Source organism: Aliirhizobium sp. YIM B11859, assembly GCF_057163345.1.
This window is the reverse complement of the sequence record NZ_JBXHAY010000005.1, coordinates 1-26,754: the sequence shown is the minus strand read 5'-3', so window position 1 is coordinate 26,754 and position 26,754 is coordinate 1. Positions and strand designations below refer to the sequence as shown.

General features: G+C 53.9%; 32 protein-coding genes. 11 read left to right on the top strand and 21 right to left on the bottom strand.

Translation table 11 applies throughout. The features are described from left to right. Positions 1–57: 57 nt before the first annotated feature. The 4 genes from rfbB to AC2GXZ_RS19650 all read left to right on the top strand — a co-directional run bounded on the left by rfbB (position 58) and on the right by AC2GXZ_RS19650 (position 3,789). Positions 58–1,122, top strand: coding sequence for a dTDP-glucose 4,6-dehydratase (gene rfbB / locus AC2GXZ_RS19665; protein ID WP_483760903.1), 1,065 nt, complete (start codon positions 58–60; stop codon positions 1,120–1,122). Next, positions 1,119–2,030 carry a dTDP-4-dehydrorhamnose reductase gene (gene rfbD, locus AC2GXZ_RS19660; protein WP_483760902.1) on the top strand — a complete coding sequence of 304 codons (912 nt, stop codon included), beginning with the start codon at positions 1,119–1,121 and terminating at the stop codon, positions 2,028–2,030. The genes rfbB and rfbD overlap by 4 nt, the downstream gene beginning before the upstream one ends. A gap of 19 nt (positions 2,031–2,049) precedes the next feature. After that, positions 2,050–2,919, top strand: coding sequence for a glucose-1-phosphate thymidylyltransferase RfbA (gene rfbA, locus AC2GXZ_RS19655; protein WP_483760901.1), 870 nt, complete (start codon positions 2,050–2,052; stop codon positions 2,917–2,919). A gap of 342 nt (positions 2,920–3,261) precedes the next feature. Further along, positions 3,262–3,789, top strand: a complete 528-nt coding sequence (locus AC2GXZ_RS19650; protein WP_483760900.1) for a hypothetical protein — start codon at positions 3,262–3,264, stop codon at positions 3,787–3,789. A gap of 77 nt (positions 3,790–3,866) precedes the next feature. On the opposite strand, the gene AC2GXZ_RS19645 is transcribed toward AC2GXZ_RS19650, so the two are convergent. The 8 genes from AC2GXZ_RS19645 to AC2GXZ_RS19610 all read right to left on the bottom strand — a co-directional run bounded on the left by AC2GXZ_RS19645 (position 3,867) and on the right by AC2GXZ_RS19610 (position 10,270). Continuing rightward, positions 3,867–4,757 (bottom strand): GGDEF domain-containing protein, encoded by an 891-nt coding sequence (locus AC2GXZ_RS19645; RefSeq protein WP_483760899.1) that lies wholly within the window; start codon positions 4,755–4,757, stop codon positions 3,867–3,869. A gap of 725 nt (positions 4,758–5,482) precedes the next feature. Continuing rightward, positions 5,483–5,698: a KTSC domain-containing protein gene (locus AC2GXZ_RS19640; RefSeq protein WP_483760898.1), complete on the bottom strand. Its 216-nt coding sequence runs from the start codon at positions 5,696–5,698 to the stop codon at positions 5,483–5,485. A 330-nt stretch (positions 5,699–6,028) separates the two neighbouring features. Next, positions 6,029–6,214 carry a KTSC domain-containing protein gene (locus tag AC2GXZ_RS19635; protein WP_483761232.1) on the bottom strand — a complete coding sequence of 62 codons (186 nt, stop codon included), beginning with the start codon at positions 6,212–6,214 and terminating at the stop codon, positions 6,029–6,031. A gap of 172 nt (positions 6,215–6,386) precedes the next feature. Next, positions 6,387–6,695 carry a DUF982 domain-containing protein gene (locus AC2GXZ_RS19630; RefSeq protein ID WP_483760897.1) on the bottom strand — a complete coding sequence of 103 codons (309 nt, stop codon included), beginning with the start codon at positions 6,693–6,695 and terminating at the stop codon, positions 6,387–6,389. A 672-nt stretch (positions 6,696–7,367) separates the two neighbouring features. Further along, positions 7,368–7,811: a hypothetical protein gene (locus tag AC2GXZ_RS19625; protein ID WP_483760896.1), complete on the bottom strand. Its 444-nt coding sequence runs from the start codon at positions 7,809–7,811 to the stop codon at positions 7,368–7,370. Between the two features lie 260 nt (positions 7,812–8,071). Then, entirely contained in the window at positions 8,072–8,437 is a 366-nt protein-coding gene (locus AC2GXZ_RS19620; protein WP_483760895.1) for a hypothetical protein, read from the bottom strand. 988 nt (positions 8,438–9,425) lie between these two features. Then, positions 9,426–9,812: a hypothetical protein gene (locus AC2GXZ_RS19615; RefSeq protein WP_483760894.1), complete on the bottom strand. Its 387-nt coding sequence runs from the start codon at positions 9,810–9,812 to the stop codon at positions 9,426–9,428. Between the two features lie 230 nt (positions 9,813–10,042). Further along, complete coding sequence (locus AC2GXZ_RS19610) at positions 10,043–10,270, bottom strand: hypothetical protein (RefSeq protein ID WP_483760893.1); 228 nt, start codon at positions 10,268–10,270, stop codon at positions 10,043–10,045. A 198-nt stretch (positions 10,271–10,468) separates the two neighbouring features. On the opposite strand from AC2GXZ_RS19610, the gene AC2GXZ_RS19605 reads away from it, so the two are divergent. After that, positions 10,469–10,705, top strand: a complete 237-nt coding sequence (locus AC2GXZ_RS19605; protein ID WP_483760892.1) for a hypothetical protein — start codon at positions 10,469–10,471, stop codon at positions 10,703–10,705. Positions 10,706–10,803: 98 nt separating this feature from the next. Here the strand turns inward: AC2GXZ_RS19605 and AC2GXZ_RS19600 are convergent, their stop codons facing one another. After that, positions 10,804–11,007: a hypothetical protein gene (locus AC2GXZ_RS19600; protein ID WP_483760891.1), complete on the bottom strand. Its 204-nt coding sequence runs from the start codon at positions 11,005–11,007 to the stop codon at positions 10,804–10,806. Between the two features lie 156 nt (positions 11,008–11,163). Between AC2GXZ_RS19600 and AC2GXZ_RS19595 the strand changes: the two genes are divergently transcribed. Both AC2GXZ_RS19595 and AC2GXZ_RS19590 read left to right on the top strand, forming a co-directional pair. Further along, positions 11,164–11,418: a hypothetical protein gene (locus tag AC2GXZ_RS19595; RefSeq protein WP_483760890.1), complete on the top strand. Its 255-nt coding sequence runs from the start codon at positions 11,164–11,166 to the stop codon at positions 11,416–11,418. An 11-nt stretch (positions 11,419–11,429) separates the two neighbouring features. Beyond that, positions 11,430–11,762, top strand: a complete 333-nt coding sequence (locus tag AC2GXZ_RS19590; RefSeq protein ID WP_483760889.1) for a hypothetical protein — start codon at positions 11,430–11,432, stop codon at positions 11,760–11,762. Between the two features lie 152 nt (positions 11,763–11,914). Here AC2GXZ_RS19590 and AC2GXZ_RS19585 read toward each other — a convergent pair whose 3' ends face one another. Continuing rightward, complete coding sequence (locus AC2GXZ_RS19585; RefSeq protein ID WP_483760888.1) at positions 11,915–12,424, bottom strand: hypothetical protein; 510 nt, start codon at positions 12,422–12,424, stop codon at positions 11,915–11,917. Between the two features lie 144 nt (positions 12,425–12,568). Here AC2GXZ_RS19585 and AC2GXZ_RS19580 point away from each other — a divergent pair, with 144 nt between their 5' ends. Next, positions 12,569–12,916 (top strand): hypothetical protein, encoded by a 348-nt coding sequence (locus AC2GXZ_RS19580; RefSeq protein WP_483760887.1) that lies wholly within the window; start codon positions 12,569–12,571, stop codon positions 12,914–12,916. Positions 12,917–12,994: 78 nt separating this feature from the next. Here AC2GXZ_RS19580 and AC2GXZ_RS19575 read toward each other — a convergent pair whose 3' ends face one another. From AC2GXZ_RS19575 to AC2GXZ_RS19560, 4 genes are all read right to left on the bottom strand, one after another. Further along, entirely contained in the window at positions 12,995–13,462 is a 468-nt protein-coding gene (locus AC2GXZ_RS19575; RefSeq protein ID WP_483760886.1) for a hypothetical protein, read from the bottom strand. A 420-nt stretch (positions 13,463–13,882) separates the two neighbouring features. Beyond that, entirely contained in the window at positions 13,883–14,437 is a 555-nt protein-coding gene (locus AC2GXZ_RS19570; RefSeq protein WP_483760885.1) for a hypothetical protein, read from the bottom strand. A gap of 435 nt (positions 14,438–14,872) precedes the next feature. Further along, complete coding sequence (locus tag AC2GXZ_RS19565) at positions 14,873–15,061, bottom strand: hypothetical protein (RefSeq protein WP_483760884.1); 189 nt, start codon at positions 15,059–15,061, stop codon at positions 14,873–14,875. Positions 15,062–15,338: 277 nt separating this feature from the next. Beyond that, positions 15,339–17,123: a BTAD domain-containing putative transcriptional regulator gene (locus tag AC2GXZ_RS19560; RefSeq protein WP_483760883.1), complete on the bottom strand. Its 1,785-nt coding sequence runs from the start codon at positions 17,121–17,123 to the stop codon at positions 15,339–15,341. A 1,113-nt stretch (positions 17,124–18,236) separates the two neighbouring features. Here AC2GXZ_RS19560 and AC2GXZ_RS19555 point away from each other — a divergent pair. The 3 genes from AC2GXZ_RS19555 to AC2GXZ_RS19545 all read left to right on the top strand — a co-directional run bounded on the left by AC2GXZ_RS19555 (position 18,237) and on the right by AC2GXZ_RS19545 (position 21,231). Continuing rightward, complete coding sequence (locus AC2GXZ_RS19555; RefSeq protein ID WP_483760882.1) at positions 18,237–19,361, top strand: transglutaminase-like domain-containing protein; 1,125 nt, start codon at positions 18,237–18,239, stop codon at positions 19,359–19,361. Positions 19,362–19,471: 110 nt separating this feature from the next. After that, entirely contained in the window at positions 19,472–19,840 is a 369-nt protein-coding gene (locus AC2GXZ_RS19550; RefSeq protein WP_483760881.1) for a hypothetical protein, read from the top strand. Continuing rightward, complete coding sequence (locus AC2GXZ_RS19545; RefSeq protein ID WP_483760880.1) at positions 19,837–21,231, top strand: hypothetical protein; 1,395 nt, start codon at positions 19,837–19,839, stop codon at positions 21,229–21,231. Before AC2GXZ_RS19550 ends, AC2GXZ_RS19545 begins: the two co-directional genes overlap by 4 nt. Here the strand turns inward: AC2GXZ_RS19545 and AC2GXZ_RS19540 are convergent. The 7 genes from AC2GXZ_RS19540 to AC2GXZ_RS19510 all read right to left on the bottom strand — a co-directional run. Further along, positions 21,168–21,464 (bottom strand): lipoyl domain-containing protein, encoded by a 297-nt coding sequence (locus AC2GXZ_RS19540; RefSeq protein WP_483760879.1) that lies wholly within the window; start codon positions 21,462–21,464, stop codon positions 21,168–21,170. The two genes, AC2GXZ_RS19545 and AC2GXZ_RS19540, sit on opposite strands and share 64 nt — an antisense overlap. 22 nt (positions 21,465–21,486) lie before the next feature. Beyond that, positions 21,487–22,476, bottom strand: coding sequence for an alpha-ketoacid dehydrogenase subunit beta (locus tag AC2GXZ_RS19535; RefSeq protein ID WP_483760878.1), 990 nt, complete (start codon positions 22,474–22,476; stop codon positions 21,487–21,489). Beyond that, positions 22,466–23,353, bottom strand: coding sequence for a thiamine pyrophosphate-dependent dehydrogenase E1 component subunit alpha (locus AC2GXZ_RS19530; RefSeq protein WP_483761231.1), 888 nt, complete (start codon positions 23,351–23,353; stop codon positions 22,466–22,468). Before AC2GXZ_RS19530 ends, AC2GXZ_RS19535 begins: the two co-directional genes overlap by 11 nt. A 26-nt stretch (positions 23,354–23,379) precedes the next feature. Continuing rightward, positions 23,380–24,252, bottom strand: coding sequence for a hypothetical protein (locus tag AC2GXZ_RS19525; protein WP_483760877.1), 873 nt, complete (start codon positions 24,250–24,252; stop codon positions 23,380–23,382). Continuing rightward, entirely contained in the window at positions 24,249–25,271 is a 1,023-nt protein-coding gene (locus AC2GXZ_RS19520) for a glycosyltransferase (RefSeq protein WP_483760876.1), read from the bottom strand. Before AC2GXZ_RS19520 ends, AC2GXZ_RS19525 begins: the two co-directional genes overlap by 4 nt. After that, positions 25,268–26,062, bottom strand: coding sequence for an SGNH/GDSL hydrolase family protein (locus AC2GXZ_RS19515; RefSeq protein WP_483760875.1), 795 nt, complete (start codon positions 26,060–26,062; stop codon positions 25,268–25,270). The genes AC2GXZ_RS19520 and AC2GXZ_RS19515 overlap by 4 nt, the downstream gene beginning before the upstream one ends. Before the next feature lie 504 nt (positions 26,063–26,566). Continuing rightward, the coding region (locus AC2GXZ_RS19510) for a hypothetical protein (protein WP_483760874.1) at positions 26,567–26,754 on the bottom strand (188 nt) is incomplete at its 5' end.

The window sequence follows — 26,754 nt, the reverse complement described above, 5'->3', positions numbered from 1 at the left end:
AAGCAAGGCGTCTGAAGCGATCGCGGCATATATAACAAAAATGGAGAACGGTGCCTTATGCGCGTTGTTGTGACAGGTGGAGCGGGATTTATCGGTTCGGCGGTCGTGCGTCATCTTGTGCTCGACAAGGGCTACGAGGTTCTCAATATCGACAAACTGACCTATGCCGGCACGCAAACCTCGTTAAAGGCGGTTGATCATCATGCCGGTTATCGGTTTCTAAAAGCCGATATCTGCGACCGTGCTGCGATCTCGCAGGCTTTGGCAGACTTTATGCCACAGCGGATCATGCACCTGGCGGCCGAAAGCCATGTCGACCGGTCGATCACCGGCGCCAAGGACTTTATCGACACCAATATTGTCGGCACGTTCACCCTGCTCGAATGCGCCCGGAACTACTGGCTGACGCTGGACGGTGAGATGAAGGAAACATTCCGCTTCCTGCATGTCTCGACCGACGAGGTTTATGGCTCACTTGGTGATGATGGCCTGTTTACCGAAATGACGCCTTATGATCCGAGCTCGCCTTATTCCGCCTCTAAGGCTGCCTCCGACCACCTCGCCAAAGCCTGGGCACGTACCTATGGCCTGCCGGTCGTGGTGTCGAACTGCTCCAACAATTATGGCCCCTATCATTTCCCCGAAAAACTGATCCCGCTGATCATCTTGAACGCGCTCGAGCAAAAACCGCTGCCGGTCTATGGCACAGGTGCCAATATCCGCGACTGGCTGTATGTCGAGGATCACGCCCGTGCACTCGATATCATCGCCGAGCGAGGCCGGATCGGTGAGACCTATAATGTGGGTGGCCGCAACGAGCGCCGTAACATCGACGTCGTCAACCGGGTCTGCGCATTGATGGACCAACTACGCCCACACGATCAGCCGCATGCCCGATTGATCACCCATGTCACCGACCGACCCGGCCATGATGCCCGTTACGCGATCGACGCCACCAAGCTCGAGACCGAACTTGGCTGGACCGCGCGAGAAAATTTTGACACCGGCATCGAAAAGACAGTGCGCTGGTATCTGGAAAACGACTGGTGGTGGGCGCCGCTGCGACAGGGGTATTCCGGCGCGCGGCTCGGCCTTTTTGGCGACAAGAAAGCATCGTCATGAGTTTGGCACAGATCGCTTCCCCCCGCCGCATGGTCGTCACGGGGCGCGAAGGGCAGGTGGTCCTGTCGCTTCTGGAACGCGGCGCAGTCGACGGGCGTTTTGAAATCATTGCGCTCGCGCGCCCGGATCTTGATCTATCTCGCCCCGAAAGTATCGCGGCCGCCTTGCGGGCTGCACGCCCCGATGTGATCGTCTCGGCGGCGGCCTATACGGCCGTTGATCAGGCAGAGACGGACGAGGCGGCGGCAACTATCATCAACGGTGTGGCGCCTGGCGTAATCGCTGAGACGGCGCAGGCGCTCGCCGTGCCGGTCCTCCATCTGTCCACCGATTATGTCTTCGACGGCGCCAAGACGTCTGCTTATATCGAAACCGACACTGTCGCTCCTGTCAGCGCTTATGGCCGCTCCAAACTTGCAGGAGAACATGCGATCGCTGCGGCAACGTCAAACCATGCGATCTTACGCACCGCCTGGGTTTATAGCCCGTTTGGCAAAAATTTTGCAAAAACCATGTTGCAACTGGCGCAGACCCGCAAAACCTTGAACATTGTCGACGACCAAAGGGGCAATCCCACCTCGGCACTCGATATCGCCGATGCGATCTTGGCCGTTGCTACCAACCTGACGGCCAGCAATGATCCGACACTGCGCGGCCTCTTCCATATGACCGGGACGGGTGAGGGCAGCTGGGCTGATTTTGCCACCGAGATTTTTGCCCACTCGGCCAAACTCGGTGGACCAAGTGCAGAGGTCGGCCGTATTCCAACGAGCGCCTATCCAACCCCTGCGCGACGTCCGGCAAATTCCAGGCTCGACTGCAGCCTGCTTTTTGCCCGCCACGGTGTCGAACTTCCCGACTGGAAACAGTCAACCGCAACCATTGTCGAGCGACTGGCTCGAAGCTGACAGATTAGAGGCGATACGCATGAAGGGCATTATTCTGGCAGGCGGTAGCGGCACCCGGCTCCATCCGATGACCAAGGTCGTCTCCAAACAGCTTATGCCGATTTACGACAAGCCGATGATCTTTTATCCCTTGTCGACCCTGATGCTGGCTGGCATCCGTGACATCTTGATCATCTCGACACCGGCCGATATGCCGCTCTTCGAGCGGCTTCTCGGTGATGGTTCGCAATGGGGTGTAAACCTCAGCTATGCCGTTCAACCATCGCCTGACGGTCTGGCGCAGGCCTATATTATCGGGGCTGACTTTGTCGGCGACAGCCCGTCCTGCCTCATCCTCGGTGACAACATCTTTTATGGTCACGGAATAACCGAGCTTTTGACCAACGCCATGAAACGCCCGTCGGGCGCAACGGTGTTTGCCTATCACGTCAACGATCCGGAACGGTATGGCGTAGTCGAATTCGATCGACACAAAAGGGCGATCTCGATTGAGGAAAAACCAACCGCACCGCGCTCAAGATGGGCCGTCACTGGCCTTTATTTTTACGATAAACACGTCGTTGACATCGCGGCTGATCTAAAACCATCGCCACGCGGCGAACTGGAGATCACCGACGTCAACCGGGCCTATCTGGACCGCGGCGACCTGCATGTGGAACAGATGGGGCGCGGTTATGCCTGGCTCGACACCGGCACGCCCGACAGCCTGCTCGAAGCGTCCGAATTTGTCGCGACCCTGGAACGCCGGCAGGGTTTTAAGATCTGCTGCCCTGAGGAAATCGCCTTCCATATGGGCTTTATCAACTGTGATCAGCTCGCCTTTCTGGCGCAGGCTTACGGCAAAAGTGCCTATGGCCGATATCTCAACCAGATCGTTTTGGGCGGATAAACCGTTCATGTCGGCCAGTGATGGGCCAATCGGTCACAAACCGACGAGATGATCGGCCAATTTGCGCTGTTGGCCTTTTGCGACCAAAGCCGGCCCCGCCAAAACAAGGTTGGCAATTAAGGTTAGCGCGGGCAAATGGTTGACGGAAGGTAAACTTCAGCGTCTATCCCACCCCACAGATATTCGGGGGTAGACATGCGTCAGGTTCTTTTTTCCACAGCAGCTCTGCTGATCGGCTTTTGTATGTCGACAACGGCTGAGGCCGCCTGTTCAGGTGGCGTTGCTTCAACCACCCTGTCATGTTCATCCAGTGCCGGCACATTGTCGGATTATAAGACTTTTATGGAAGCCGATTACGTACCCGCGGCGATTTCGGCGATCATGCAGAATTTTGCAGCCGTCGCCACCGTCGGCACGACCGGCTGGGGCCAGATTTACGACACCTGGGGGCAGCAGACCAGCGTTTCGAACACCACCATCCAGTACAATACTCTCAACGTTGGCGGCACAAATGTGCCAACCGTCAGTGTCGACAAAGGCGCTGCACCATTCCTGATCGATGGCCGTTCCGCGACCAATGCCGCCAATGCCTATGTCGACGTTTATCTGACAGGCACGATCGCCCAGGTCATCAACGGTGTGACGAACTATATCGCCTCTTATCGCTATACGGTCAGCGCAGCCGCCTGGTCATCGCTCGGCTTTGAACGGTCAGATGTCAATTATTCCGGCACTGGCACTTACAATTTGACCGCGCCGGTAACGGCCGTGCCGGGCCCGGAAGCCGGCGCCGGCCTTGGTGCGTTTTTTATGGGCGGTCTTGCATTTTACATGAGGCGTCGCGGCAAGCTGTCAGGGGCGACCGCCTGAATTTCCGGTTTCTACATCTTCGGCTTGTCGCTGAAGGAGCGGCCAGGTCTTTTGTCGTTTCCAACTGCGCTCTGGCGTCAGTTTTTCGACGATCTTTTCTGGAGCGGTCGTTTTTTCGCAAGCTGGACCTGGTGGTCGTGGACCACCGCATTTCGGCCGGATGCTTTTGCAATGTAGAGAGCCCGATCCGCTGCAGCAAAAAGCTGGGAATATTGCGGATAGTCGACATTCTCGGCGATCCCACCCGAAACCGTCGTTCTAATCGTTGCTGCATCGACAAGGATTAGATGGTTTTGCAGCGCTTCGCGGGCGCGATCGGCTACGGAAGACCTCTCGTCTTTCGTCCCTCCGGTCAGAAGCACTGCGAACTCTTCGCCGCCGATGCGCGCAACCACATGCTGTTTTGATATCGTTTCGCTCAAAACTCTCGCCACGGCGATGATCACACTGTCCCCCGCGGTATGACCATAGGTGTCGTTGATCGATTTGAACCTGTCGATATCAAAAAGGGCCAATGACGCCTCAGCGGTCTCCAGGCTGATGGCCTCTAGGAAAGCGCGCCTGTTTAAAAGCCCGGAAAGCGCGTCTGTGCGGCTCATACGCTCGAAAGCGTCATGCGATATCGACAGTCGACGAATTGCGCTCGCGTTGATGAAGGTCACAGAGAATGTCAAAACCCCAGCGAGCAACGTTGTGATGATCACGCCGACGGTCGCTGCGGGCACGACCGGGTATGGCAAATATCCGACAGCATCGATCGAGAAATGCACGACGATGTTGAGAATGTCGGCAATGATAACCACCATCAGCGTCACTCTTAGAGAAAATGACATAACAGCTCTACGCGAGGTAAACCCTCCGACGGTGTAGATGATGCCGGCACGCCGTTTCAGCCAATCGATCACTCTCAGCCCCTTAACGTGATAATGGCAAGCGCTGCTTATTTCTTGCCGATAAATAACGCTCAATTAGCTGATGATGTTTTACAAATTGCTTCAGCACCGCTGGCAATAGGCAGAACCGGGAATGTGTCGAGAGCGGCGGATGTCAAGGCTTTGGAGACGTCAATCTGGGACGGTCTGGACACAGCTAATCCAAAGCAAAACGGCGCTCAACGAGGCGACGGTTTGAACTGTCCGAACGTTGGCTTTGGCAAAGACCGAAGGTTCAATGCAGGCTCAAGCACAGGCTTGGGGATAGGCTTATCTCTAACGAGTTTCGACAAGTTGATCTGATGATCGGTGACGTCCGACGGCGACGCTGAACAACGGAACGCAAACGGCAATCATGCGCCAATTGGGACAAGGTGCAAACTTTTCGCCGGCGTGCATTTTTGTGCGGAAAGATCGGCGGTCAGGTCAGCGCCCAACGCTTGCTACAGTCATCGGATCCGTCTGCGGCGAGGCTAAGTGATAAAGGCTCTGTCCGCCTTGAATGAGCAGCGCCCATAACAGGAAGGACACGCCAAAAGACAAAATCAAATTGCGAAGTCTCTGCGACATTGGTGGTCGTCTCCGATTTTCATCGAACCTGCCACGCGTGCCTCAAAGTCACGTCAAGGATTTCATTCAAATGCCGCGCAATCGCGATTTAGTCGATCACGGCGTTTCATCCGGGATGCCCCCCCCGATGAGTACGCCTTGTCCGGCGGCAATCTTGCTCTGAACGAGCCGCCCGCATTTTGTCGGATCGATCAATGATCGGGCTGTGGATGGCGGGGAAAATGACTTCGGATATGATCGATGTAATAACTGCCCGGCGACTGCGCTGTAATCAGATCGTCAACAATCGACCTCGGCACCTGTGAGAATATCCTCTTTGATCCATCGACCAAAGAAATGCGAAGCATTCGCCTCTGTTCGTTATACTCAACGGCTTCAATTAGCTGCGACTTGAGTTTGACCAGCATCCCACGTCCCCACTATCCCCATAGATGGCGAGACAATGCATGTAAGTCTGTGCTAATTCAATCCACGAGTTAACAAATAGTAAGAATTGAGTGATCGAATGTTGAACGAGGCCAGCGCTGCCATTTCTGGTACACGCCAGCCTCTGCCGCAGTGGGGTAAGTCTAGTGACATCTGCGATAAACTATCTCTCTACTGATGTTTGTTTTTCGTCAGGCCCAATGATCTGCGACGGTTAAATGTCACGCAATGTCCACATGGATGCCGTGCCATTAAGGCACATCGTGCCAAAAGCTCAACGAATTGAAGCGCTTTCGGACATTGCTGGCGCCTTATTCCGCGTCCGTCCGTGGGAATTTTGTCCTGATCTTTCTTAAGTAAAAGCGGCCCGGCGACCAGGCACGCGATAACTTGTCGAAGATCTCCTGCGGGACATCCGAAAACAGGCGAACTTTGCCCGCACGGAAATAAACCATCAGGATATGCGCCTCCTCATCATATTCGGCATGATGGAGCATCGACGATTTGAGTTTGGCATAAATCATCTGAAAGGCGCAGCTCGATTGACAACTGAGAGCTATATGCGCCTTCAAATTCAATATCTGAAGTCAATGATGAAACCGTGGTTACGTCTTAAGGTTACCGTCCCGATCGAACGTCAGGATACATCTAAAACCGCCGCTATCCAGTCTAAGGAGACAGGCCTTCGCTTGCGCCGGCCGCAAGCTCGCGGAGCAAACATGCCCGCACGCAGTCTTCCGCATAGGCGCTGACGAAATAATCACGGGCAAGTTCAGCATCAACACGACCGGCGATCGCGTCGCGACAGATGCTGCGCGCATCCTGATAAACCTGACCGGACTGGAAGCGGAATTGTTTGGTCATAAACCGCATGGCTTCGCGTGGCCCATTGACCACGCCGGTAATACGATCGCCTTCCCCGACATGAACAGGGCGGCTCCAGTGAGACGAAAAATGGACAGGAACAACGACACCCACAGCCGATCAACCCTTACAGAGCCAGTCGGGCGAGATAAGCAGATGCTGATATTGGAGTCGCTACTGTCCAACGTGAAGAGCCAGGTCATGATGGCGTATTTCGGCCAGATGTAGCGAAAAAGACATAGAAAATAACAAGTTAAGTAAAATTTGAATGGTTCTTTTAACAGTTGGTGAAGAAAAGAAGAGGCCTGGACCCTACGGCCAGACCTCTTTTATTCTCAGTAAAACCGGACTAGGTCCGAGGGGTAGTTTTACTCACCTATATATATTCCAAATTGCTAATATAATGTCAAGCTGACGCGATTTCCGTCTGCGGACCTGGAGGAGGCCGACCAGACCGTTTCTTAGTCGGTGAGCGCGTCCCCGCTGATCTCTGGTCGTCCATCACCTCACCATGTCCTGAAAGAACAGCAAGAGCGCCTCAATTGAACGTCTCGCAAACCCATCTGGCTGAACGAACGACCTGTGTCATTGAGAGATCAATCGGCTGCTCTTTTTAAAGACGCCTTCGAGGCCGTGTAAAGCGAGGGTGAGCGGCCCTGATACCCTCAACGCGATGCCTTGCAATTGGGCCCGCTCAGGCGCCGCGCGGTGATTGGACGTTTCATCAAAAATACGGATAAAAAAAGGGCCCCAAAAGGGGCCCTATGATTTCCAACGCGAATGAATTTAAGCTGCAATCGACCGCTCGTCGCGGCGACGCTTAACCCAATACGCAGCGCCGAGCAGGGCAAGGGCGCCAACGCCAGCACCGGCTTCAGGGCCAGGCACAGGAACAGCCGCACCAGGCAGCGTATAAGTCGCAAGACCGCCGAAATACTGGAACTGCGCGCTATATGTAATCGGATTGGTCTTGGTGGTCGCATAGGTGCCCAAAACCACAGACAGGTCGCTTGAAACGAAGTTGGTGAAAGTCCAACCCGTGCCCGGTGCGCCGAGGGTGTCAAACACATCCGACCACGCCGCAACCCATGTGCCGAAAAGCGACAGAGCCTTACCGCTCGTGGCAGATTCATTGTTATGGTAGATAAGGGAAGTCGGGACTGCAGCATAGGCGCCAGCAACACCCGTCAAAGACAGGGACAGCGCGACGGCAATGGTCTTGAGATTCATCGGGGTGTTCCTCTTCGACGAAATTCTTATCAGTCTGTAAACTACGCGAGTATCGAGCAAGAGTCCATATGTCGCACTGCAACTTTGTAGGATTTTGCAAATAATAATGAGAAAACAACGCACAAAAAACATGCTGCACCGAAGTGACGTGTGTCTGCCCGCCAGAATAAAATCAGCCTCATGAATAAAAACATGGTTCGATTCGCTACAGCGGCCCGTACACGAAGCTTATCATAAAGGCCTGCCTATCTGATCTTTGCCTATTGAGCGCTTGGAAAGTCGCCGCGCCGCGCCGTGTTGCGAATGGGAGAAAACCTTAAGTCCGGATAACGCAGCTGACAAATAAGCTCGATATCGCGACTGAACTGATCAAGGCCTTTAAATGTCGTCCTCTCGACATCATCAGGACCCGTCCATTGCGGGTCGGTCTCAACCGCAACATTTCCGATCTTGCCGAGACGCAATTCAATCAGTCCCGCTTTAAGGCCCTCGCGGATACGCTGCACCTGAGACAGTCTGGCAGAACAGGCCTCTTTGCTCGACCAAAAATATTCCGCGGCATTCACGGGGTGTATGAGAAGGCAATAGGCCAAAAGCGAGATGAATATATGTGGTGTTTTGTACATATTTCCGGTCTCCGATATCTCAATCGTCTTTGGGTGGCTGATGTCAGGTTAAAACGATAGGCGGACAGTTCGGCGCGCCCCTTGTCGGTGAAACGGCCCTATCGGTTGCGCAGATGCCTTGACCGTCGGCGGTAAAACCAAAAAGAGTTTGGACAGGCCGAAGCGTTCCAATCCGTACTCGAGGATCACGCCCATCCGCGGCAAAAGCCCCGCCATTTTTTTCGGCGAAGGCTCAAAGCCGGCCGGTCGAAAATCGACCAACCCAGCTAACCTTCGTGGATGATGCAGCCGTGATCCCGCTCCGACGCGAAATTAACGATGGCGGACTGATATCGTTCCAAATATAAACAGAATAAAATATGTGATATATTGTCGATTCTGCGTAAATATTATATTGCGTGCTGTTTATGTTGGAAAATTATTGCAAAAAGGCGAGTAAAATCTATCGATGCGCTGGAAATCGCCGAAGTTTCTGGTCGATCATCTAATCGCTTTATGTTGGGTTTTGAGATTGCGATGGGCTGAAACAACCACCAAGACCAACACCCCGACCTGTTATTGGTGATGCTGGTCAAAAAGAGAGTGCCTGCCGAAGATCCGTCTTCTCACTCAGTTGATACGAGGATTTCGTCCTCAAGTCCTGACGCGCGCATTTGATGATCGTCGGCCTAGATACCGCCAAGTCGTACCAAGAGGGGCGGGGCGTTTGAACTTCCGATAAAACGGCATTTAAGCAAGTCCGGCTCACCAGTATGGGGTATTGTTGTAGTGCCTTCCCGCTGATATGTTCATCAAGCCTTAACCCTGTGGGCCTGTCATGGAACATTACTGTCAGTATCTTCGTGTGCCGTGTACTCTGCTTCGCATGCTGAGCATGTCGATCCTGATCGGCAGTATTTCCCTATATTCGGGCAATGGGTTCTGGTGGAGCATCACATTCGCATTCGCCTCGCTTGCCCTCATGCAGGTCGGTTATTTTGGTGCTGTTTTAGTGATGGTTCTCAAAGAAAAACAACGCGACCGGCGCCTGTAAATTCCCCCATAAACGGTAACGGTTATGGCCTGAGTGCCGATCGATAAGGGCGGTTTGCGAGAGGCTCGCACCGGGATCGGACGGGCGTTGCAGCCCCTGGATCACCTTCAGACGGCCGCAGGCGTTGATCGCTTTATGCGTTGATGAGCAAATCCCATGCGCGGGATGTTTTGAGCTTTTCCCCATCGGCGGGTTATGCGCCGTCTGCGCCCACCAGATTTCATTTTTTGTAGCGTCCCGTTCATCTGGCTCGTGCGATCGGCCGGGCATTTGCGGTCGCGTCGCGACCAGTGGCAAAGATTGCCTGAGGCGACAATCGCGCGCCTGGGCCGGCTGATACATGAAGACATCAATGCCCCTGTCGCCAATTGCGAGAGGGCGGTTTCACTGGCTATTTCGAATGGACGGCCGCGGCTTAACGATATCAGCAAGAACTTGTGCATTAATGTCTAATTAACGGTATGAGAATGTACCCGGAAAAAGGACAGTTCTCATGAAGTTCAATCTCACCATCCACGGTATCGCATTTTGCTTGTCGGCCGTAATCGTCGGCATTTACGTTTATGGCTTTGTCACGATTTTCGTTTGATCGGCATCGATTGCGCTTTAAGCCATGCGCCATCTTCGCGTGTGTAGAGAAGCCGCAGATAGTCACCTCGAAGTTTGGGGATGTCTATTTCCCCGTTTATCCAGCGATCGACATTGGCCAAAAAATCCTGATCGTCCTCAAATTTCAGTCCAGCCTTTTGGGCTTTGTCGCGCAAGCGTTCAAACAATGCGCGTCTCTTTTCTGCCGACATGCGAATCTCCACTGGGTTGCCAACATGACGGAAAATTCGGCGGCGAATGCGATTTGTACGTTACCGGACGGAAAAGTCAGTACTGATCATGTATCATATCTGTGTATTTCTAAGAGGTACTTTGTTGTCAGCGTTTAGAGTATCGGGGTGTTAATATCATTATGCTCCTATTTGAGTATCAACAGCCGAATAGAAGCAATGGCAAATTTTATTACTATTATTGAACAAGCTATTTTGGCTCTCCCCGAAAATTCGGTGGAGACGCGTTTAGACGTGTACGGATGCGCCCGACAGATCGCTTTATCGGCATTTAAAGACTTCAAAATACCGGCCAAAAGCCAGCTTCTTTTTATGCGAGCCTTAGAAACGGCAATCGAGCTTGTTGAAAAAACCAACCGCGATCGAGCCCGCGGACGGTTGAGGCGGTACGGATAACGCCTCTTTATTTCCCCGCATGGCCCGATATGCGTGTCGGACTTGCCGCATGCCTAGACGTTATCCTCGCTCACCATCATGGTCGGTTAAGGCGAGGTCTATCGTTTAAACACGATGTTTTGTCGCCACCGGGCGGCAATCGATGTTGGTTGTGAAATGCCGGGCAGGGCGTTGCGGCTGAAAAAGGATAGCACAAGGATGGCGAAATATTCTCCGTTTTCGACCGGTCGGCAGTACCCGGTGAGCAGACGGATTGGCGGCTTGCATTGAGCATCACCCATGCCGATCAGCGGATGCCACATCGGCGCTGCCGGTGGGATCGCAGGCTCAAACGATCGGCTTGAATGGACGGGTCCCCCTTGCACCGACTCGTTTGGCTCCTTAGCCTGTTGCGATCGCTGCGGCGGTGACGGATACGATGAAAGTGCCTTTTGCCTTGGGTGTCCGAATGAATTGCCATGTCTTTTAAGGCAATGCTTTTGAACGCAGAGGATAAGGTCTCCGACACGATGCGAGCAGATAATCGGCAAAATGTGCAACGAAACGCCATAGATGAAGCGTTGGTTTGGCATGGTGGTGATGCACGCGCCACGATTGAAACGCTTCTAAAAGATTGTGCGTATTTGCAAACACAGCTCGTCCTTGCCCAAGGCTGCATCAGTCGGGGTTTCACCAGAGGCTGGATGCCTGACTTTGACCGTCAAGACACCTAAAGGTCCCTGTTTTGCTGACCGATATTGATGTCGACCTGATCGTGCCGGAGCTTCTTCGAACGGCAAACTTGCTCGATCGTCTCGACGCCGTCGACGTTGCAGCACTTGTGCAAAGGGCGGTCGTTTTAATCCGTGACATGCGCGAACATGTCGGAATTCCAGGAAGTGGCACATCAAAGGATGCCGTCATTGATCTGATCGAGGTCGCAGCTGGCATTGAGCTCTGCTCACAAGCTCAATTGCGCAAAGCTTTGCTGGAGGCCGCCGATATGATCCGCACGTTGCGCATTGTCGCAGAAAGCGGAATTCAACTGACGCTCCATGTGTCAGAGTTTGGCCGCTGAAGTATCCAGGCGTGTTTTGTCATTGTCGGCGTTTGATGGTCAGCCGAACGTGCGATCGATTTTCGCCTCCGATAAAAGTGGCTGCTATCTCAGAAATGAAGGGGCCCCCAGGGGTAAGGAGAGCCCCTTCTCCTCATGCGAAGAGGAAAACCTCACGCAGTCGGAGCTTTTTCATCACGTCGACGTTTGGCCCAGTAAGCCAGGCCAAGCATTGCCAAAGCGCCAATTCCGGCTCCGGCTTCAGGACCTGGGACCGCAGTGATGCTGGTCGTGTAATCGGCAGTTCCGCCGTTGGAATCAAGCCCGTAAAGCCACACATACGATTTGTTGGCGCCGCCAACGACTTCAAATGTAAAACTGTCGCTAAAGTCCACGATCCCGGCTGATGGGAATTTGTGAAGGTCCGCGATCGTGCCGTTATAGCTACTCGGATTGACGATTTCCCACAAAGTGCTGTGCGCGCTCGTCGCCCCAACTGCCGAGCTAATGACGTGGAGGTTTAGCGTGTAAAATCCATCAATAAGCTTAAGGAGAGAAGAGTTTGAGTTTGATTCTCCGACAGCAACGGAGGCCGATATTTCCTTGATAACTGTCGCATTCGCCGCAAAAGCGGGAGTGGAAAAAGTTATCACGGCAGCTGCGATGTATTGAATATAACGCATGTCAATCCTCATAATGTTCATTATTTACGAATTGAAGCTGCGGGTTATTATAGTTTTGTTAATTTCTGTGGCAATAGAAAATATGGCTGTTCTTTTCGAATATATTAACGATAGAAGGCAGTCGTGTATAATCGGAAGTCAGATATGGATATTTCACAAGTTGATCCAAAGCCACGAGACGATATTTTAAGCTATATTGCTGAAAGCCGGAAGATCGCGATACGTAATCACTATTTTGAGGGCGCTTTGGGGTCGGCGGAGATCCAAACTGCTTATAAGCGTGTCATCGATTGTCTTGAGAAATCGCAAACTGCGAATTTGGCGGATCGCTCCGCTTGCCTTCTGTCAAAGCTGGCTGACCTGCTCAGCCTTTTGAAATTTGCCTTATATGGCGCAACACGCGGTGTTGAGCCGGACATACGGGCCGCAATCGTCAGCCTGTCGCAATCTGTAAAACTGATCGCCGTAGCCAAGGCAGACGCCTCTGCTTGATAATCGGTAATATCAGAACAAACCAAAAGGCCCGCTTGCGGCAAGCGGGCCTTTTCGTCGATCGCAGGGTGTCAAAACTTAGACGGTCAGGGATTGTCCGTCACGACGACGTTTTGCCCAATAGGCGACACCAAGCATGGCAAGTGCACCAAGGCCAGCGCCTGCTTCTGGACCAGGGACCGCCGTCACAGATGCGGCATTATAGGTCGCAGTAGACGTGTAGGTTGTCGTGTTTCCCTTGACCGCTGTGCTTGTCTTGTAAACAAACGCATCCGAAATGCCCGGATAGCTCAGGAAAGACGTGAAGTTTTTGCTGAAATCCGCCAATGCGCCCGTCTGCGCGCCAGACACCGTGTAGCCAGATCCAAGCACAGAAGACCAGCCAGAAAGCCAGTCGTCATATGCCGAGCTGAACACGAGAGTAATGGTGGAAAGGCGCCCCTTTGCGCCAACATCAGTCGCTTCGGTCTCGTAGGCTGGAACCGCAGCCAGTGCCGGTGTCGTCATCATCAACGCCGCGGCAAACGCAGTATACTTTATGTTCATTAGACAACCCTTAAGGAGGAGTGTAGTTACTCAACCGTTAAATCGCACGAGGTTGAGCAAAAGTCCATAGTGTATCACTCTCGCGTGATAATAGATTAAAATAAAATCTCAAGAAGGTTACTATAAAGCGCCCAACAGTTCTCTCTGCATAAAAGACAAAGAAAGTGCGGATTTTCGCGAGCAGCATCCTTGGGAGAATGGGTGAGATGAACGCCGCCCCTCGTTGATGCAGCGGTGGCAAAACCGGGCTGTGCCTGCGGATCGTCTGACCCGCAAGACCGGTTGGAAATAAAATGCCTCGCGACCAAAAGCCTGGGGCAGGGCGGGACAACACTCAGTGTGGAAGGTGATTTGTGTTTTGAATTGGTGTGCGGGCGCAGGCTGTTAAAAAAACGAAACCCGTTCGGCTCAGTATTTGTTTTAGGAAGCCGTCGGGAGGAGGTGTCCGTCACGACGCTGTTTCAAATAGGCGCCAAATCCGATCCTTAAGAGCATATTGCTGTTTGCCTCCCGGCCGGTGCTTGGCACTTCTGTCACCCGGGCAAGGCTGGAAACATAAGACACGGTGCCGCCCTGTGCTGTCGCACCTGAATCCCAGACGAAGATCTTGTCTTTTGCACCGGTGATGGTGAAGGCCGTCTTCTTATCCCTGACGACGCTTCCAGCATCCATATTGTCGATATAATCCATCACGATCACGCCAAGATATTCGCCGGTGACACGATAGGCAAAAAGCCGGCTATAGGCGGATGACCAGCCACTGGCAAAACCATCAGCTTTGAAGCCGAATACATAGTCACCGTCGAGAAGGTGAACAACGCTCGAGGTCGTATCCGCCGTGTGGAGCGTCCCGAACGGCGACGTAATCGAGCCCGTTCGTGTTTCGACCGCAGTTTCAATTGTTGCGGCCCGCATCGAAGCGCCATCGGACGACGATGCAATGGTTATCCCAGACGGGATAAACTCGTTTTTCATTTCTTCCCGCCCCCGGAGAATAATGTTTAGTGCCGTATTGAACTGCTTAAATTAAGTTTATGTCAACTATAGATTGTTTGCTAAGTTAATCCTTAAGTCGTGTTTTAATAAAATATCCGATTTTTAGTGGGCGAAATTCCCTTTGTACATGCGCAACATCGCAGATATGCATGGGTAACGCGTCCGTGATCGAACCGGGTGTCGTCAAATTTATGCGCGTGGCGGAGCCCGGGAGGGTGGCTTGACCAGATGGAGACCACCTCGAGTGGTCGCTCACCTGGTTTTGGCCCCCATCGTGTCCGATCCGCTGATCCGGGATCGTTTGACGGCGTTTCCAGATATCTTCGAATTTGGGTTCTTACAAAACCGCAATCATCCTTGAAGAAACAGCGGTTTGACGCGCCCGCCGCCGGGGCAGCTAATGCCCACAAGGCCCTAGTGTTTTGCGATCAAAATGATGTGCTCATCAATGACATCGGCGAGCGACAACATGATCTCTCTTTCATCAAACCCATAGGATTGAAGCATTGTAACCATGCTCGAGAGCGCCGATTCCGCGGCTTTACGGCAATCATGACCTTGGTCGATCACAGATGATGCACTGTCATTTACTTGATAATCCATGTTGAATTCCCCGGTCTGTTGGTCAGGTAAGTTCATCAGTTTTTGGATGTAAATAAACGGAGCACGACTTCTGTCGGAAATACATTTGTTTAGCAATATTGTATTTTAGTTATATACAGGTTTTCCGCTGATCGCGGTTCTATCTCCCGTAAAGTGCAAGTTGAAAAGAAAGATGAGCTTGTGTTTTATTTTGGGCTTTCGATTGCGAAGGGGGAATTTGTCGTGCCGCCATCATCAATCACAGGCGCCCCGCGAAAAGACGATCGACGCGATGGCATCATTTTATGCCAGCCAGCCGGTAGGCGTGGAAAAGCGTATCGGTGACCTGCGGATCTCGGTCCGGCGATAAAAGACTAAGCTGGCGGGCAGTCATGTTCGGGTGAGTTTCTTTTAACCGTTGAGCATAGCTCGACGCCACAGCGATATTGCCAAGCAGGGCGTAAGACACGATCAACACCCGCAAGGCCGGTTCGTCGTGTTTCATATGGCCACAGAGGTCGATCGCCGTTTGATAATGGCTTTGCTTTAAGGCAATGCTGGCGCCTGCCCACCAGTAGATGTCCGGCGCAAACGGATTAAGATCTATCGCCATTTGGAACCGGTCCCAGGCCTGGTCCGGCTGGCCAAAATGGGCCAGAGCATCGGCATGTTGTAACAGCAAATCGGCAGAATGCGGGGTCAAAGCCTCTGCCTCCAGAAACCGCTCGGCCGAGATATCGAAATCACGTCGATATAAGGACACCATTGCGCTGACCCAATGGCCGATGCCGGAGGCCGGATCAATATCCATTGCGGTTTCGGCCTCCCGATGGGCGCGGTGCAACAACTGTGGATCATCGCCGCCAAGCATCAGCCATTCGAGTTGCAGCGTTTGTCCGATCCGTGCGTGCGCGACCGCCATTTTCGGCTCAAGCTCGGCTGCTTTGCGAAACTCCGCTCTTGCCCTGCGCAAAATCGGCAGGTCGCATTGACCTTTTAGATAATTTTGGCCGTTGAGCAGGTGTAGATAAGCCGATGGCGACCCGTCGGTCAGATCCAGTTGATGCCGCTCCAAAGTCTCCGCCAGCGCCGTCGATATCTGGCGCGACAAGATCCTGAAGGCTGACTGAAGCCGTTCATCGTCAAGCGAAAGATCAAGTGACCAGATGATTTCGGAGGACGAACACTTGACCAGACCGACCGATGCGTAACGGTCCGCAAAAACCGTCGTGTTGACGACATAGTCAGGACGAAGTTTGTCCGCGAAATACGCGTGTTGATGCTGGTCTGCGGCGTAGCTGCTATGCGGTGATAAAACCTTAAACGTTCTATATCGCGTCAGCCCGTAAGCAACGTCCTCGATCAAGGATTGGATGAGTGGACTGGCTGATCGTTTGTCGATCCCGACCGGCCGCATGAAGGCAATGCGGGGTGCGTCCACCGTGCGATGGTCATTCGCCTGTGCGCTATAATCGGGTTCGGATCCGCCATTGGATGTAACGCGTCGGTGCAAGGCAAGTGTTGCTGCCTCGGGTGGACGTCCCTCTGCCGCAAGCATTGTCTGCAGCCTATCAAAAATCTGCCGATAAGACGTCGGATCGCCGATCCGCGCATAAGCCGCCATAATGTCTCGATAGGTTTGCTCGCGATCCTCATCTAGAACCAACGCTTTTTCCGCAATGGCGAAAATGGTCTTTGTGTTTCCCCGCCCGAACCGTGTGAGCTCAGTGAGGACCGGGCCAAGCGCTGAAAAAAACAGGCTTTTCAGCCGGCTCCGCTCAGATAAAAGCCAAAGGTAAAATTGCTCTCGTCCTGCCTCTAGCCCTTCCAAAAGCTCGCCGCGAACCGACAGCAGCGCCTCCAAGCGCAAGCTGGGATCATCGGTCAAGACGGATTGAAGGAATGCTGCAAGATCAGATCGGACTGTCTTGGGACCGGCAATCAGGAAGCTATCGCGCGTCAGAATAAACCCGTCATCCGGCGCAATATGATGGAGCCGCAAGAGCAGTTGCCGAAGGTTGCCAAGGGCCCGCTTTTGCTCGACGTCCTCCCAAAGCAGCGAAGCAGCTGTAGAGCGCGACATCCTATTGTCCGGCGACAGCAAAAGCGCAGCCAAGAGCGGGTAGGCCTTCGCCGGCATAAATGCCGCGCTGCCTTCAAACCTTGGTATTCCCGTAAGCCATAATGCTGTTGGTTCGGTGTTTTTATCTGATGCCATGAGCTTTAAAAAAATCGGTCACCCTTGCCGCACTGCCATACCCGAAACCCTTTAACGGCCAGTCTGACATAGGTGTGACAGCAAGAAAACAAAGCCTTTGGGCAAAAAGAGACTGTCGTTTCAACTCCACAGGGAGAGTAAGCTTTCAACGCAGCCATCCGTTGGATCAAGCAGATAGGTCGGGCAGGACTTAAAAAGGGGAAAGAAACGCGCGCCGGGAAATGGTGCCAACAGCACCAGTCAGTAGACGAAGATGATCAACAACGACGTCGCACCCGCCAGCCAAAGCGACAACACAATGGCGCTGCCGAATATAAAATATCTTGAACTCATTTTATCTCTGCCGCCGCATATCACAAGGATTTCGGCCGTTGAGCGATGGGGTTATCGCTCAACGACCAGCGTAACCCGACAGGAAAGGGTCACACCCTGAACCTTTACGGCTGAGTGCGTCACAGCAGCGTCAAACGGCTGATCGATTGTAAAATATCACGGAGCAAACCGGTAAAGATCGACCGTCTTCGATGGGATGAGTTTTTCCGCTATGGCCGGTGACGTCAGCGTGAGTGTTGCGGTCCGCCATGACCCTTGCACGATCAGCCCTGAGACGGAAAAATCAATCAAGAGTAGATAAAGTGGCGATTAAATAGAATATCATTGTTTAAAATGCAATCAAAGATTGATTTTGTACCGTGTGACTTGGCGCTTTAGTAATAATATTGACAGTTTCATAATAAAAAATGTATTAATGATTACTTGAGGTTGAATATTGAAGTACAAAAATATGAACTCTCTGATTTGGGAGCGATTATGGGCGTGATGCAAAAGTGACGACTGGCCCCATGGACCCCTCGTCGGCCCCATGGGCCATTCGCGGAAGCAAGTTCCATTTTTTAGACTGAGCTAACGATGCAAAAGTCATTGGGATTGCAGGCAGATGATCGATATCGGAATTTTCCTCAAACGCGGATCACCGACATGGCGCATCTGGCAGGTTTTGCCTGCGAGGATCAGTCCGTCGGGCGCAACAAAGCCGAAAACGCCGTCAGCCAATGGATAGAGCAGGGGTTACCATTTCGCTCAGCCGGCCATATGCGCTTTTTCGATCCGATCGAAGTTTTGAGTTTCGCAAAACAGGCTGGTCTTGAAGGACGCGATGATTTTTGGCCCGATCATATGGTTCCAACGGCACGGCAGCTCGTCGACGATTTGCAGGCGCACGGATCGCGGACATTCACCGTCACGTTCAAAAGGACATTTTTTGTTAAGCCACAACAACGTCTGCGGTTGCGTATGCCCTTGCCTTTGCAATCCGACCATCTCACCTTTTTAACCGTTACACCCTTTGCCGATGTCGAGGCGCAACTGACCGTTACCCGCGGGCGCCTCGAAGCCCGCTTAACAAGTACCGACGAAACCTCGGTGACCATCGGCGCCAATCTGTCTTTTTATGCCGGTCCTCACGCGTCTTTTGACACATCAGCACCCGACCCGGTCTACCTCAGGCCGCGCGATGGCATGATCGTTGTGTCCCGACGGATCAAAGAACTGGCTTTGCGGCTTGCCGGTCCTGGTAGCCCGACCTTGCAAACGCTGCGTGCGTTTTGGAATTATTGCCTGGATGAAATATGCCAATGCGCGACCCATTACGATCAGATTAATTGGGATGCGCCCGGGGATTGGCTGCTTGATCGCGGCTGGGGGGATTGCCAACTTGTCAGCGCCCTGTTTTGCAGCCTTTGTCGTGCTTTTGGCATCCCCGCAAGGCTGATGGGCGGCCATTACCTCTATCAACCCTTTGCCACCAATCACTACTGGGCCGAGGCCTGGATTGATGGCAAAGGCTGGGCGTCCTTCGATTTTTACTGCTGGGATTTATCTTGCGGCGGACAAGATAGTATCTGGCGCGATCGCTTTTTTGGCGAGCTCGAACCACGCCTGACCAATCAATGTATGCCGTTTGATTTTACCGGTGCAACAGGCGTTGAACAGCCGCCGCAATGGTGCGTCCTGCAATGGGCAGCAAAAGACGGTGGCGTGGCCATTGGTATGCTCGATGTTAACGCGCGACCGCTTTACACCGACTTTGTCACCGTTTGCTGATGCCAACGCTGCGCGCCATCAGCACCCGCCCTTTGAACGTTGGTTATGTCGCAAGCCCGCGGGCCGAATTGAGGTCACTGCTGAAAATCATCTAGATGTTGGAGCCGACTATGATTTACGCTTTCCGTTTGCCGGCAATCAATCCCCACATGTTGGGTGCCCGTATTGAATGTGTTTACGCCGAACCCGATAGCGACCTTAAAGCCGGCGCCAAACTGTTTGATCTGGGCATCGACCTATCGAGCGCATTTGCCCAGGAATGCCCGCCCATCTCGTTCTTCCGGGTCGTTTTGCGAGAAACGGCGATCCTGCGCACGTTTACCATCAAACGAGGCGATTATTGCAGCCTTGGTGACACAATGGCGCTGTTTAGCACCACGCCCGATGAGGATCTCGATAACCAGATTGCCCGGGATGTCCGGTTTATCACCGCCGGCATCCTTCATCACGACGCGATGTGGTCGGGGCATAAACAATGACTGCGGTCCCACTGCACCTTGGGCCTTTGCATGCCGAGGGTTTTGATATCCTTCGCTCGGGTCTGCGCTGGTTGTTGCAGCCAGGACAATATTGCCGCGCCAACCAGCCATTTGCCTATTGTAACGTCAGCTTAGAGCCTGCCGGCCTGCGGTTAAAACGCCCGTCACCCTTTGGCGAGGAGGGCGAACTTCAGGTTGCCCTTGCCCCACGTGTGGGCGGGATCGTGCGGCCCTGGACGGGCAGCGAAAGAGGCGGGTATCTGAGTATTCGCAGTGTCGATGCCTGGGACGAGCGGGCAATCGTTGCCCAGATCGAAACAGAAGACGCAAGCGTTGAGGCTGGCCAATTACGGCTTCTCATGCTTGCCGGGCGACGTTTCACCGGATTGGCCGATGTCCATTCCGGACTATTGCCGGGATGGCTTGGCCGTAGCCGGGCATGGTGGAGCGACGACAACACCGCCCCGCCGACCCTGTTAAGTCTTGGAATCTGCGACGCAACCGGCGTTGTGCTGGGTGAGAAATGCGCCTTTTTGGAAATGTTTGAAGCATCCAACACAGCAAATCAGCTGGTTTTTGTCCCCGATCATCCGATGGCGCCTTGCGCCCCGGTTCTGCTCGATCAGCTTCATCGAACACCGGCGCTGGATGACGCGATCGCCGCCGATCTTCAGGGATATTTTTGCAAATCCCGCATGACCCCAAATGGCGACGACTGGATGGTGGCGGGGGCGTTGTTATCGGTGATGACCCGCTCGCCGATCGAGGATCCCTATACGCTTTTTACCCCGTCAGGCCTGTTGCGAACAAGACCGGCAGATGCCGTGCTTTTGTCACTCAGCAGCGAACCACAGTCGATTTTGCGCCATAAGACGCTTGGCTACCATCTGCACATGATGCGCCACCATCAACAGGCGGCTGGCCCGACCTTTCATGCTTGGCTGGCAAGCGCCTTTGAACCCATCAAACGCACCGTCGACGACATCCACCGCGACATGCAGCACTTGCTGGAAACCATCGCCAAAAGAACCGGGGCCCGTGCGCTCGTCATCAATCGCATGTCGACATCCGGCCATGAAAACATTTCCAACTATGTCGCCTTTGATGCACCGATGAGCGAGACACTTTCAAGCATTGCCGCCAAAGAGCTCAACCTCATGCTCCATGACCTCGAAGACAGCCATGATCTGGCAATTGTCGATGTCGATGCTTTGGCAACCGATATGGGGGCGGCTGAACATCTGCCCGACGGCATCCACCAAAGCGGTCAGTTGCAGCACGCCCTGCGCCTTGAAATTCTCTCGATCCTCAATGATGGTCGCGCCGATCAGGTGATCTCGAACGCAACCGCAAGATCGCCAGCCTCGCCATCGGTTGCCTCACCCGGCTGATCACTGAAAACGGCAAGATTGACGCCGATGCCACGCCAATCGCCCGCCTGTGCCATGATTTCGCGCAGGATACCCGCCTGGCCGGCGCGCACCTCGACAACCGCCTTATGGGTCTCTAGTTCAACGACCAGATCGCCGGCGGCAAACGCCGTGCCCGGCGTTCCGTGCCATTCGAGCACGCGGATTTCCTCGACGCCCGGTACGGCAGCTGGAACTGACAGTTGGTAGATCATAAAAGCCTCTCCCCAAATATGGTCATCGTTTTAAAAAGCGGATCACGGTGTCGAAGATCCGCGCCGCGTCCGGCACCACGGTTTTTTCCAAAACCGGATTGGATGAGACGGGTGCGGGCAATGCGCCGATGCGCATAAACGCAACGGCGCCGGAATGTTCGCAAATGCGCCCAAACACCTCGATCCCCACGCCGGCTGTCGTTTGGCCTTCTTCGACCGTCACCAATGCCCCGGTTTTTGCAACAGACCGGGCCACGGTCTCGATATCAAGCGGAGAAAGGCTGCGAAGATCGATGACCTCGGCATCGATGCCGGCCGCCTCAAGCAAAACGGCTGCTTCGATCGCATTGCGCACCATAAAACTGTGCGACACGATCGTCACATCGTGACCCGTGCGTCGGACAATCGCCTCTCCGAACGGGATCGCCGTTTCGGCGACACACACGTCGCCCGGAATAGGAAAGAGCCGCTTATGATCGACATAAACAACCGGCCCATCACTGCGAAGGGCCGTTTTCATCAACCCATAGGCATCTCCAGGTGTCGATGGAGCAATCACTTTGATCCCCGGCACGCTCATCAACCACGCCTCGATACATTGCGAATGGGCAACCCCTTGGCCCAAAGCACCGGCGGTCGTTTTAACCACAAGCGGTGCGTTTAACAGCCCGCCGGTTTTGTAACGAAGTTTGGCGCCGTAATTGATCAGCGGATCAAAACCAAGCATCAGAAAATCCATGTAGGTGATGCTGACCAGTGGCCGGTACCCGGCCGCTGCTGCCCCAACGGCAATACCGATCGATGCGTTTTCCGACACCGGCGTATCGCGCACCCGCTCTGGGCCGAATTCATGATAAAGCCCGTCAAATTCCCGGTAAGAGCCGCCGAACGCGCCGACATCCTGACCAAGGATCAATAGACGCGGATTGGCACGCATTTCTTCGCGAAAGGCGCGACTGATCGCTTCGCGAAAGTATAATTTGACCATTGCAGGCGCCCCATCAGCCGACATTGTCAAAGACCTCGGACGGGTCCGGATAAGACGAGGCATTGGCAAACGCGAGAGCGTCTTTGACGCGCAAGCCCGCGTCCGACCGCATTTCTTCCACCGTTGCCCCATCAAGTGCCAGCGCCCGGACCAGTTTTTCGATCGGGCATTGGGCGCGAAGTGTGGCCAAAACATCCTTGGATCGTGTCTCGCGCGCGGTTGTCGAATGCGACAGAAAACGGATCGACAGGCATTCCAAAAAGGCCGGGCCACCACCTGATCTGACATGGTCTGCAGCGTGGCATGCTGCAGCAGAGGTTGTCTCGACATCCATGCCGTCCACCGTTTGTGCCCAAAGCCCAAAGGCTGCGCCAAGATCGGATAATTTGGCGCTGGCCAAGGCCGATGAGCGCTCGGTCGAGACAGATAAGCTATTGTTATTACATAAAAAAAGAATTGGAAGTTTCCAGCAGGCGGCGATATTTAAGGTTTCATGCAAGGCGCCTTGACCACACGCGCCATCGCCGAACAAAACCGCCACGATCCCACCGGTTCTGTCCATCTGCATGGCCAATGCGACGCCGGCAGCAATGCTTATATTGCCGCCGACAACCGCATGGGCGCCGAAAAAACCCACCGCCGGATCCGCCATATGGCCACGTCCAGCACGACCACGGTTCATGCCTGCCGTTTTGCCCAGCAATTCGGCCATCAGCCGGCTCGGATCAACGCCGCGCGCCAAGGCCGGGCCGATCGAACGCCCGCCGGTCAACAACTGGTCCTTGGCGGTTAAGGCAGCGCTCAGTCCAACAGCCACCGCCTCTTCGCCGGTCGATAACAGTTGAAAGCCGTGATCGCGCTGCTGGCTGAGCGCCGTTTCGAACGCTCGGATCAACAGCATGACCTTAAGTGCCTGCAGCCTGTCGATCACGCGCGCTTTCCTATCCGCAGCAAAGCTCTTGCCACCATTGCAAAACTATCGCCAGGACCCCGTCGCCGCACCGCCTGGGTTAATTTGTCGAAGGCGACGGCCGGGCTAATCTTACCCTTTAAGGCTTGTTGGATCAGCCAGCCGACATGGCGATTTTGGTCGGTGTCGATAATGGTTTCGACCAGCTGCTTACGGCGGCCGGGGCCCAAAGCCATCAGATTGTGCGGCCTGATCTCCAAAGATTTGATCTCTAAGGGGAGGGGGGGGTCTGTCTGATATTGCTTCAGATAAACAATCGCTGCGTCTTGCACATCGATATTTGCCAATCCATCGAGGCCATTTGCGACGATCTCGATAGCCATGGTTTTTGCCGCCACGTCGATCGCTGTTTCGCCCTTCAGCTGATAGTCGGTGCCCATTCGTGCAGCACCGATATCCGCCAGCACCCGGTCGAGATCAATGATGAAAACCCCAAACTCACGCGACAGCTCGGTCGCCAGAGAATTCAGCTTGCGTATGCGCACGCGCCGTGCATGCGCAAGTTTGCGGTCATCGTTTGCGACATGGCGCAGCACGGTCGCAATAAACACGGGACCGCTGTTTTCGCTTAAACCGGCATACTGATCGTGCAATCGGGATCTGGTTTTATCCCACTCTTCGTCTTGATCAACCTCGGGCAATAGTGATGTCACAACCAGCGATCCGCTGGGTGCTGTGCTCAGATCGGCAAAGGTTTCGGCAAATTGGCACATGGTGGTCCATGGACCGCCTGTTGCCCCAAGCGCTCGAACCAGATGTGCAGACGCGGCCTCTATAATCGCCCGTTCAGACGGTGCCACAAAGGCTGCCAAGCCAATAGAACTGGTCATACCGAACCCGTCTCCGCCCAACGAAAATGTGCCGCAAGCATCGCCTCGCGACCTTTGATGGCGTGACAGCGCTTGGCAGCCTGTGCCAAGTCCGGAAGTGACGTCAAACGGGCCTTTTCCGGCACATCTGGTGTGCTCGACAAACTCGCCCACAGCACCCGCAACAAAGCAACCTCGGGACAAGGATGGGCTTCAAAAAAATAGGCCTCCCAGCCATGATCGGCCAATGGATCACGCCAGCCGCTGCGATGCGTCATGTGATAGCTGCGCGCCGGACTTCCCGTCATCGAAAACCCCTGCTTGCACAATCTGAGTGCCAGTTCACGATGTTCACTACTATCGATCTCAGGATTAAAACCACCGATCTCAAGGAAAGACCGACGGTTAAGGGACTGGTTGGAGCCGGATGCTGCCGCCCATAAAACAGGACAATCAGGGGCGTGTGTCAGCGCCGCCATTTCCAGTTCAAACAGCTTGCGTGGGCCAAAACCCGGATAAATACCCGGTTCGCCGCGCGCCTCGATCTCGTTAAATGCATGGAGGATCTGCTGGCGTGTCACCACATTGCGTCGCAGTTCCGCATTCGACATGCGCGCCACACGCTCGACCTGATCGATCTGCGGTGTGCCCCGTTCTGGATCGATAAACGACCGCGTAGACCGAAGGTGGTAGGTCGAGCCACGCACCACGCGTTTTGTTTGTTGCCGGTGCAGCCAAAGATGCTCCGCAACCAGCGTCGGTGACGCAAGTGTGTCGCCGTCGAGGAAAATTAAAATGTCACCCGTGGCGGCCACGGCCCCGGCATTTGATGCCGCCGATCGGCCAATCGGGATTAAATTGTGGACGGTGACGATGTCGATCTCGGGCTTTGCCTCGGCAATAACGGTATCCGTGTGGTCGTTTGAACCGTCATTCACCACGATCACTTCGGGCGCCTCGCTTTGCCGCGACAGCGAGGCCAATGTCAGACGCAATCGGTCAGCCTCATTAAGGGTGCGAATGACAACACTTGCCTTCATGCGGCCAGGTCCTCAAACAGGCCGTAATCGGCAAGCACACGCACGACCTCGTCTGCGATGAGCGCATAACCTTGAGCCGTCAGATGTGTGACATCGAGCTTGACGGCATCGATCCCACGCCGGGCCAAAAGCGCCTCCACATCGATGATCGATATGCCTGTCTGTTGAGACAGATCGACAAGTGCAAGGTTGAAGCGTTTGATCCGCGTGGCAAATGTCTCTCCCACGCCCATATAACAATGGATCATGTCGCCTGGAATGACCGGCGACATGTTGTAGATCAAGATCGGCATATCGCGGGCCGCGATCAGCCGCTCGATGACCGCCAGAAGATTGGCCATTGCCGTTTCGACCGACAATTGCGGCAGGCTATCAAACTCTGTGGTGAGAAAGGCCCGTTGTTCGGCCGAAAGCCCTTGAATGTCGTTTGGATAAAGAAGGGTGCCATCCCTCTTGTGCCGCATCATCGTATTGGTGACGTCTGGCTGGATGGACAAAACCACCGCATCGGCCACTGTTGTAAACACCGCATCGCTGAATTGGCTCTGTAGTGTATAGGCGCCCGGATCCAGATCAACTCCAGCAATCGAGGCTGGGATGTGTCCATCTGCAGCCAATAATGCATCCGAACGTGTCCATGTTTCATGCTTTACCCGGGCAGAAACGCCAGGATATTGCATGCGCAATACTTCATTGACGCCATTCCACAGCAACTCTCCACCGACACGGCAAGAATGCAACGAATCACGCACGTCGACATTGCCTTTGACGAAAAGAGTTAGACGTTTCATCGTTACTCCATTGTCTGAAGTAGTATAATAACACCTTAGTTTATTTCTGCACAGATACTTGTTTTATTTTGAGTTCGCAAATAGTGGCCCTGCAGAGGGCGATATTGCCTGGTCACCGAAGGCCGCGAGGGGCTGTTTTGTCCGCTTGATCGCAAACCGTATGCGTCGTCCGGAAACCGATGAAACCGCAGCGAAATGGCTCGATCGTGCCGAGCTTCAGGGCGCGCCGGTGGAACCTGCGGCGTTTTTGATGGCCTGATAGGCAAGCGCCGACACGCACCCGACCTGGTATCATCGGACCCAGCCTATCGATTTAAAAGGAGGGTGGTTGAGAGACGATAACCTCTGCAAAAGTCGATCGAAACCACGAATTTCAGCCGCTCCGATAAAAAGAGCGGCGTCATGGCATACCAAGGATCAATGCGTGACCGGTGGGCCTTTTTGCGGGAGCCGATAATTCCGCTCCAGTCGGCTTAAAACCGTAAGCCCTTTCGGTTTGCAAACTTAAGCTGCAATGTCGACTGTGGGCGACTTGTCAAACACGTCCTTCAGTGCATTCAGGATTTTTGCAACGCTTGCATCATTGCAGGAATAATAGAGCACGTCCATTGAACACGGAATCGCGTTGAGGATTCCGTTGGCTTCCGAATTATGATTCCATCGCCCCGACTGTTGATTTGGCCGGAGGCAAT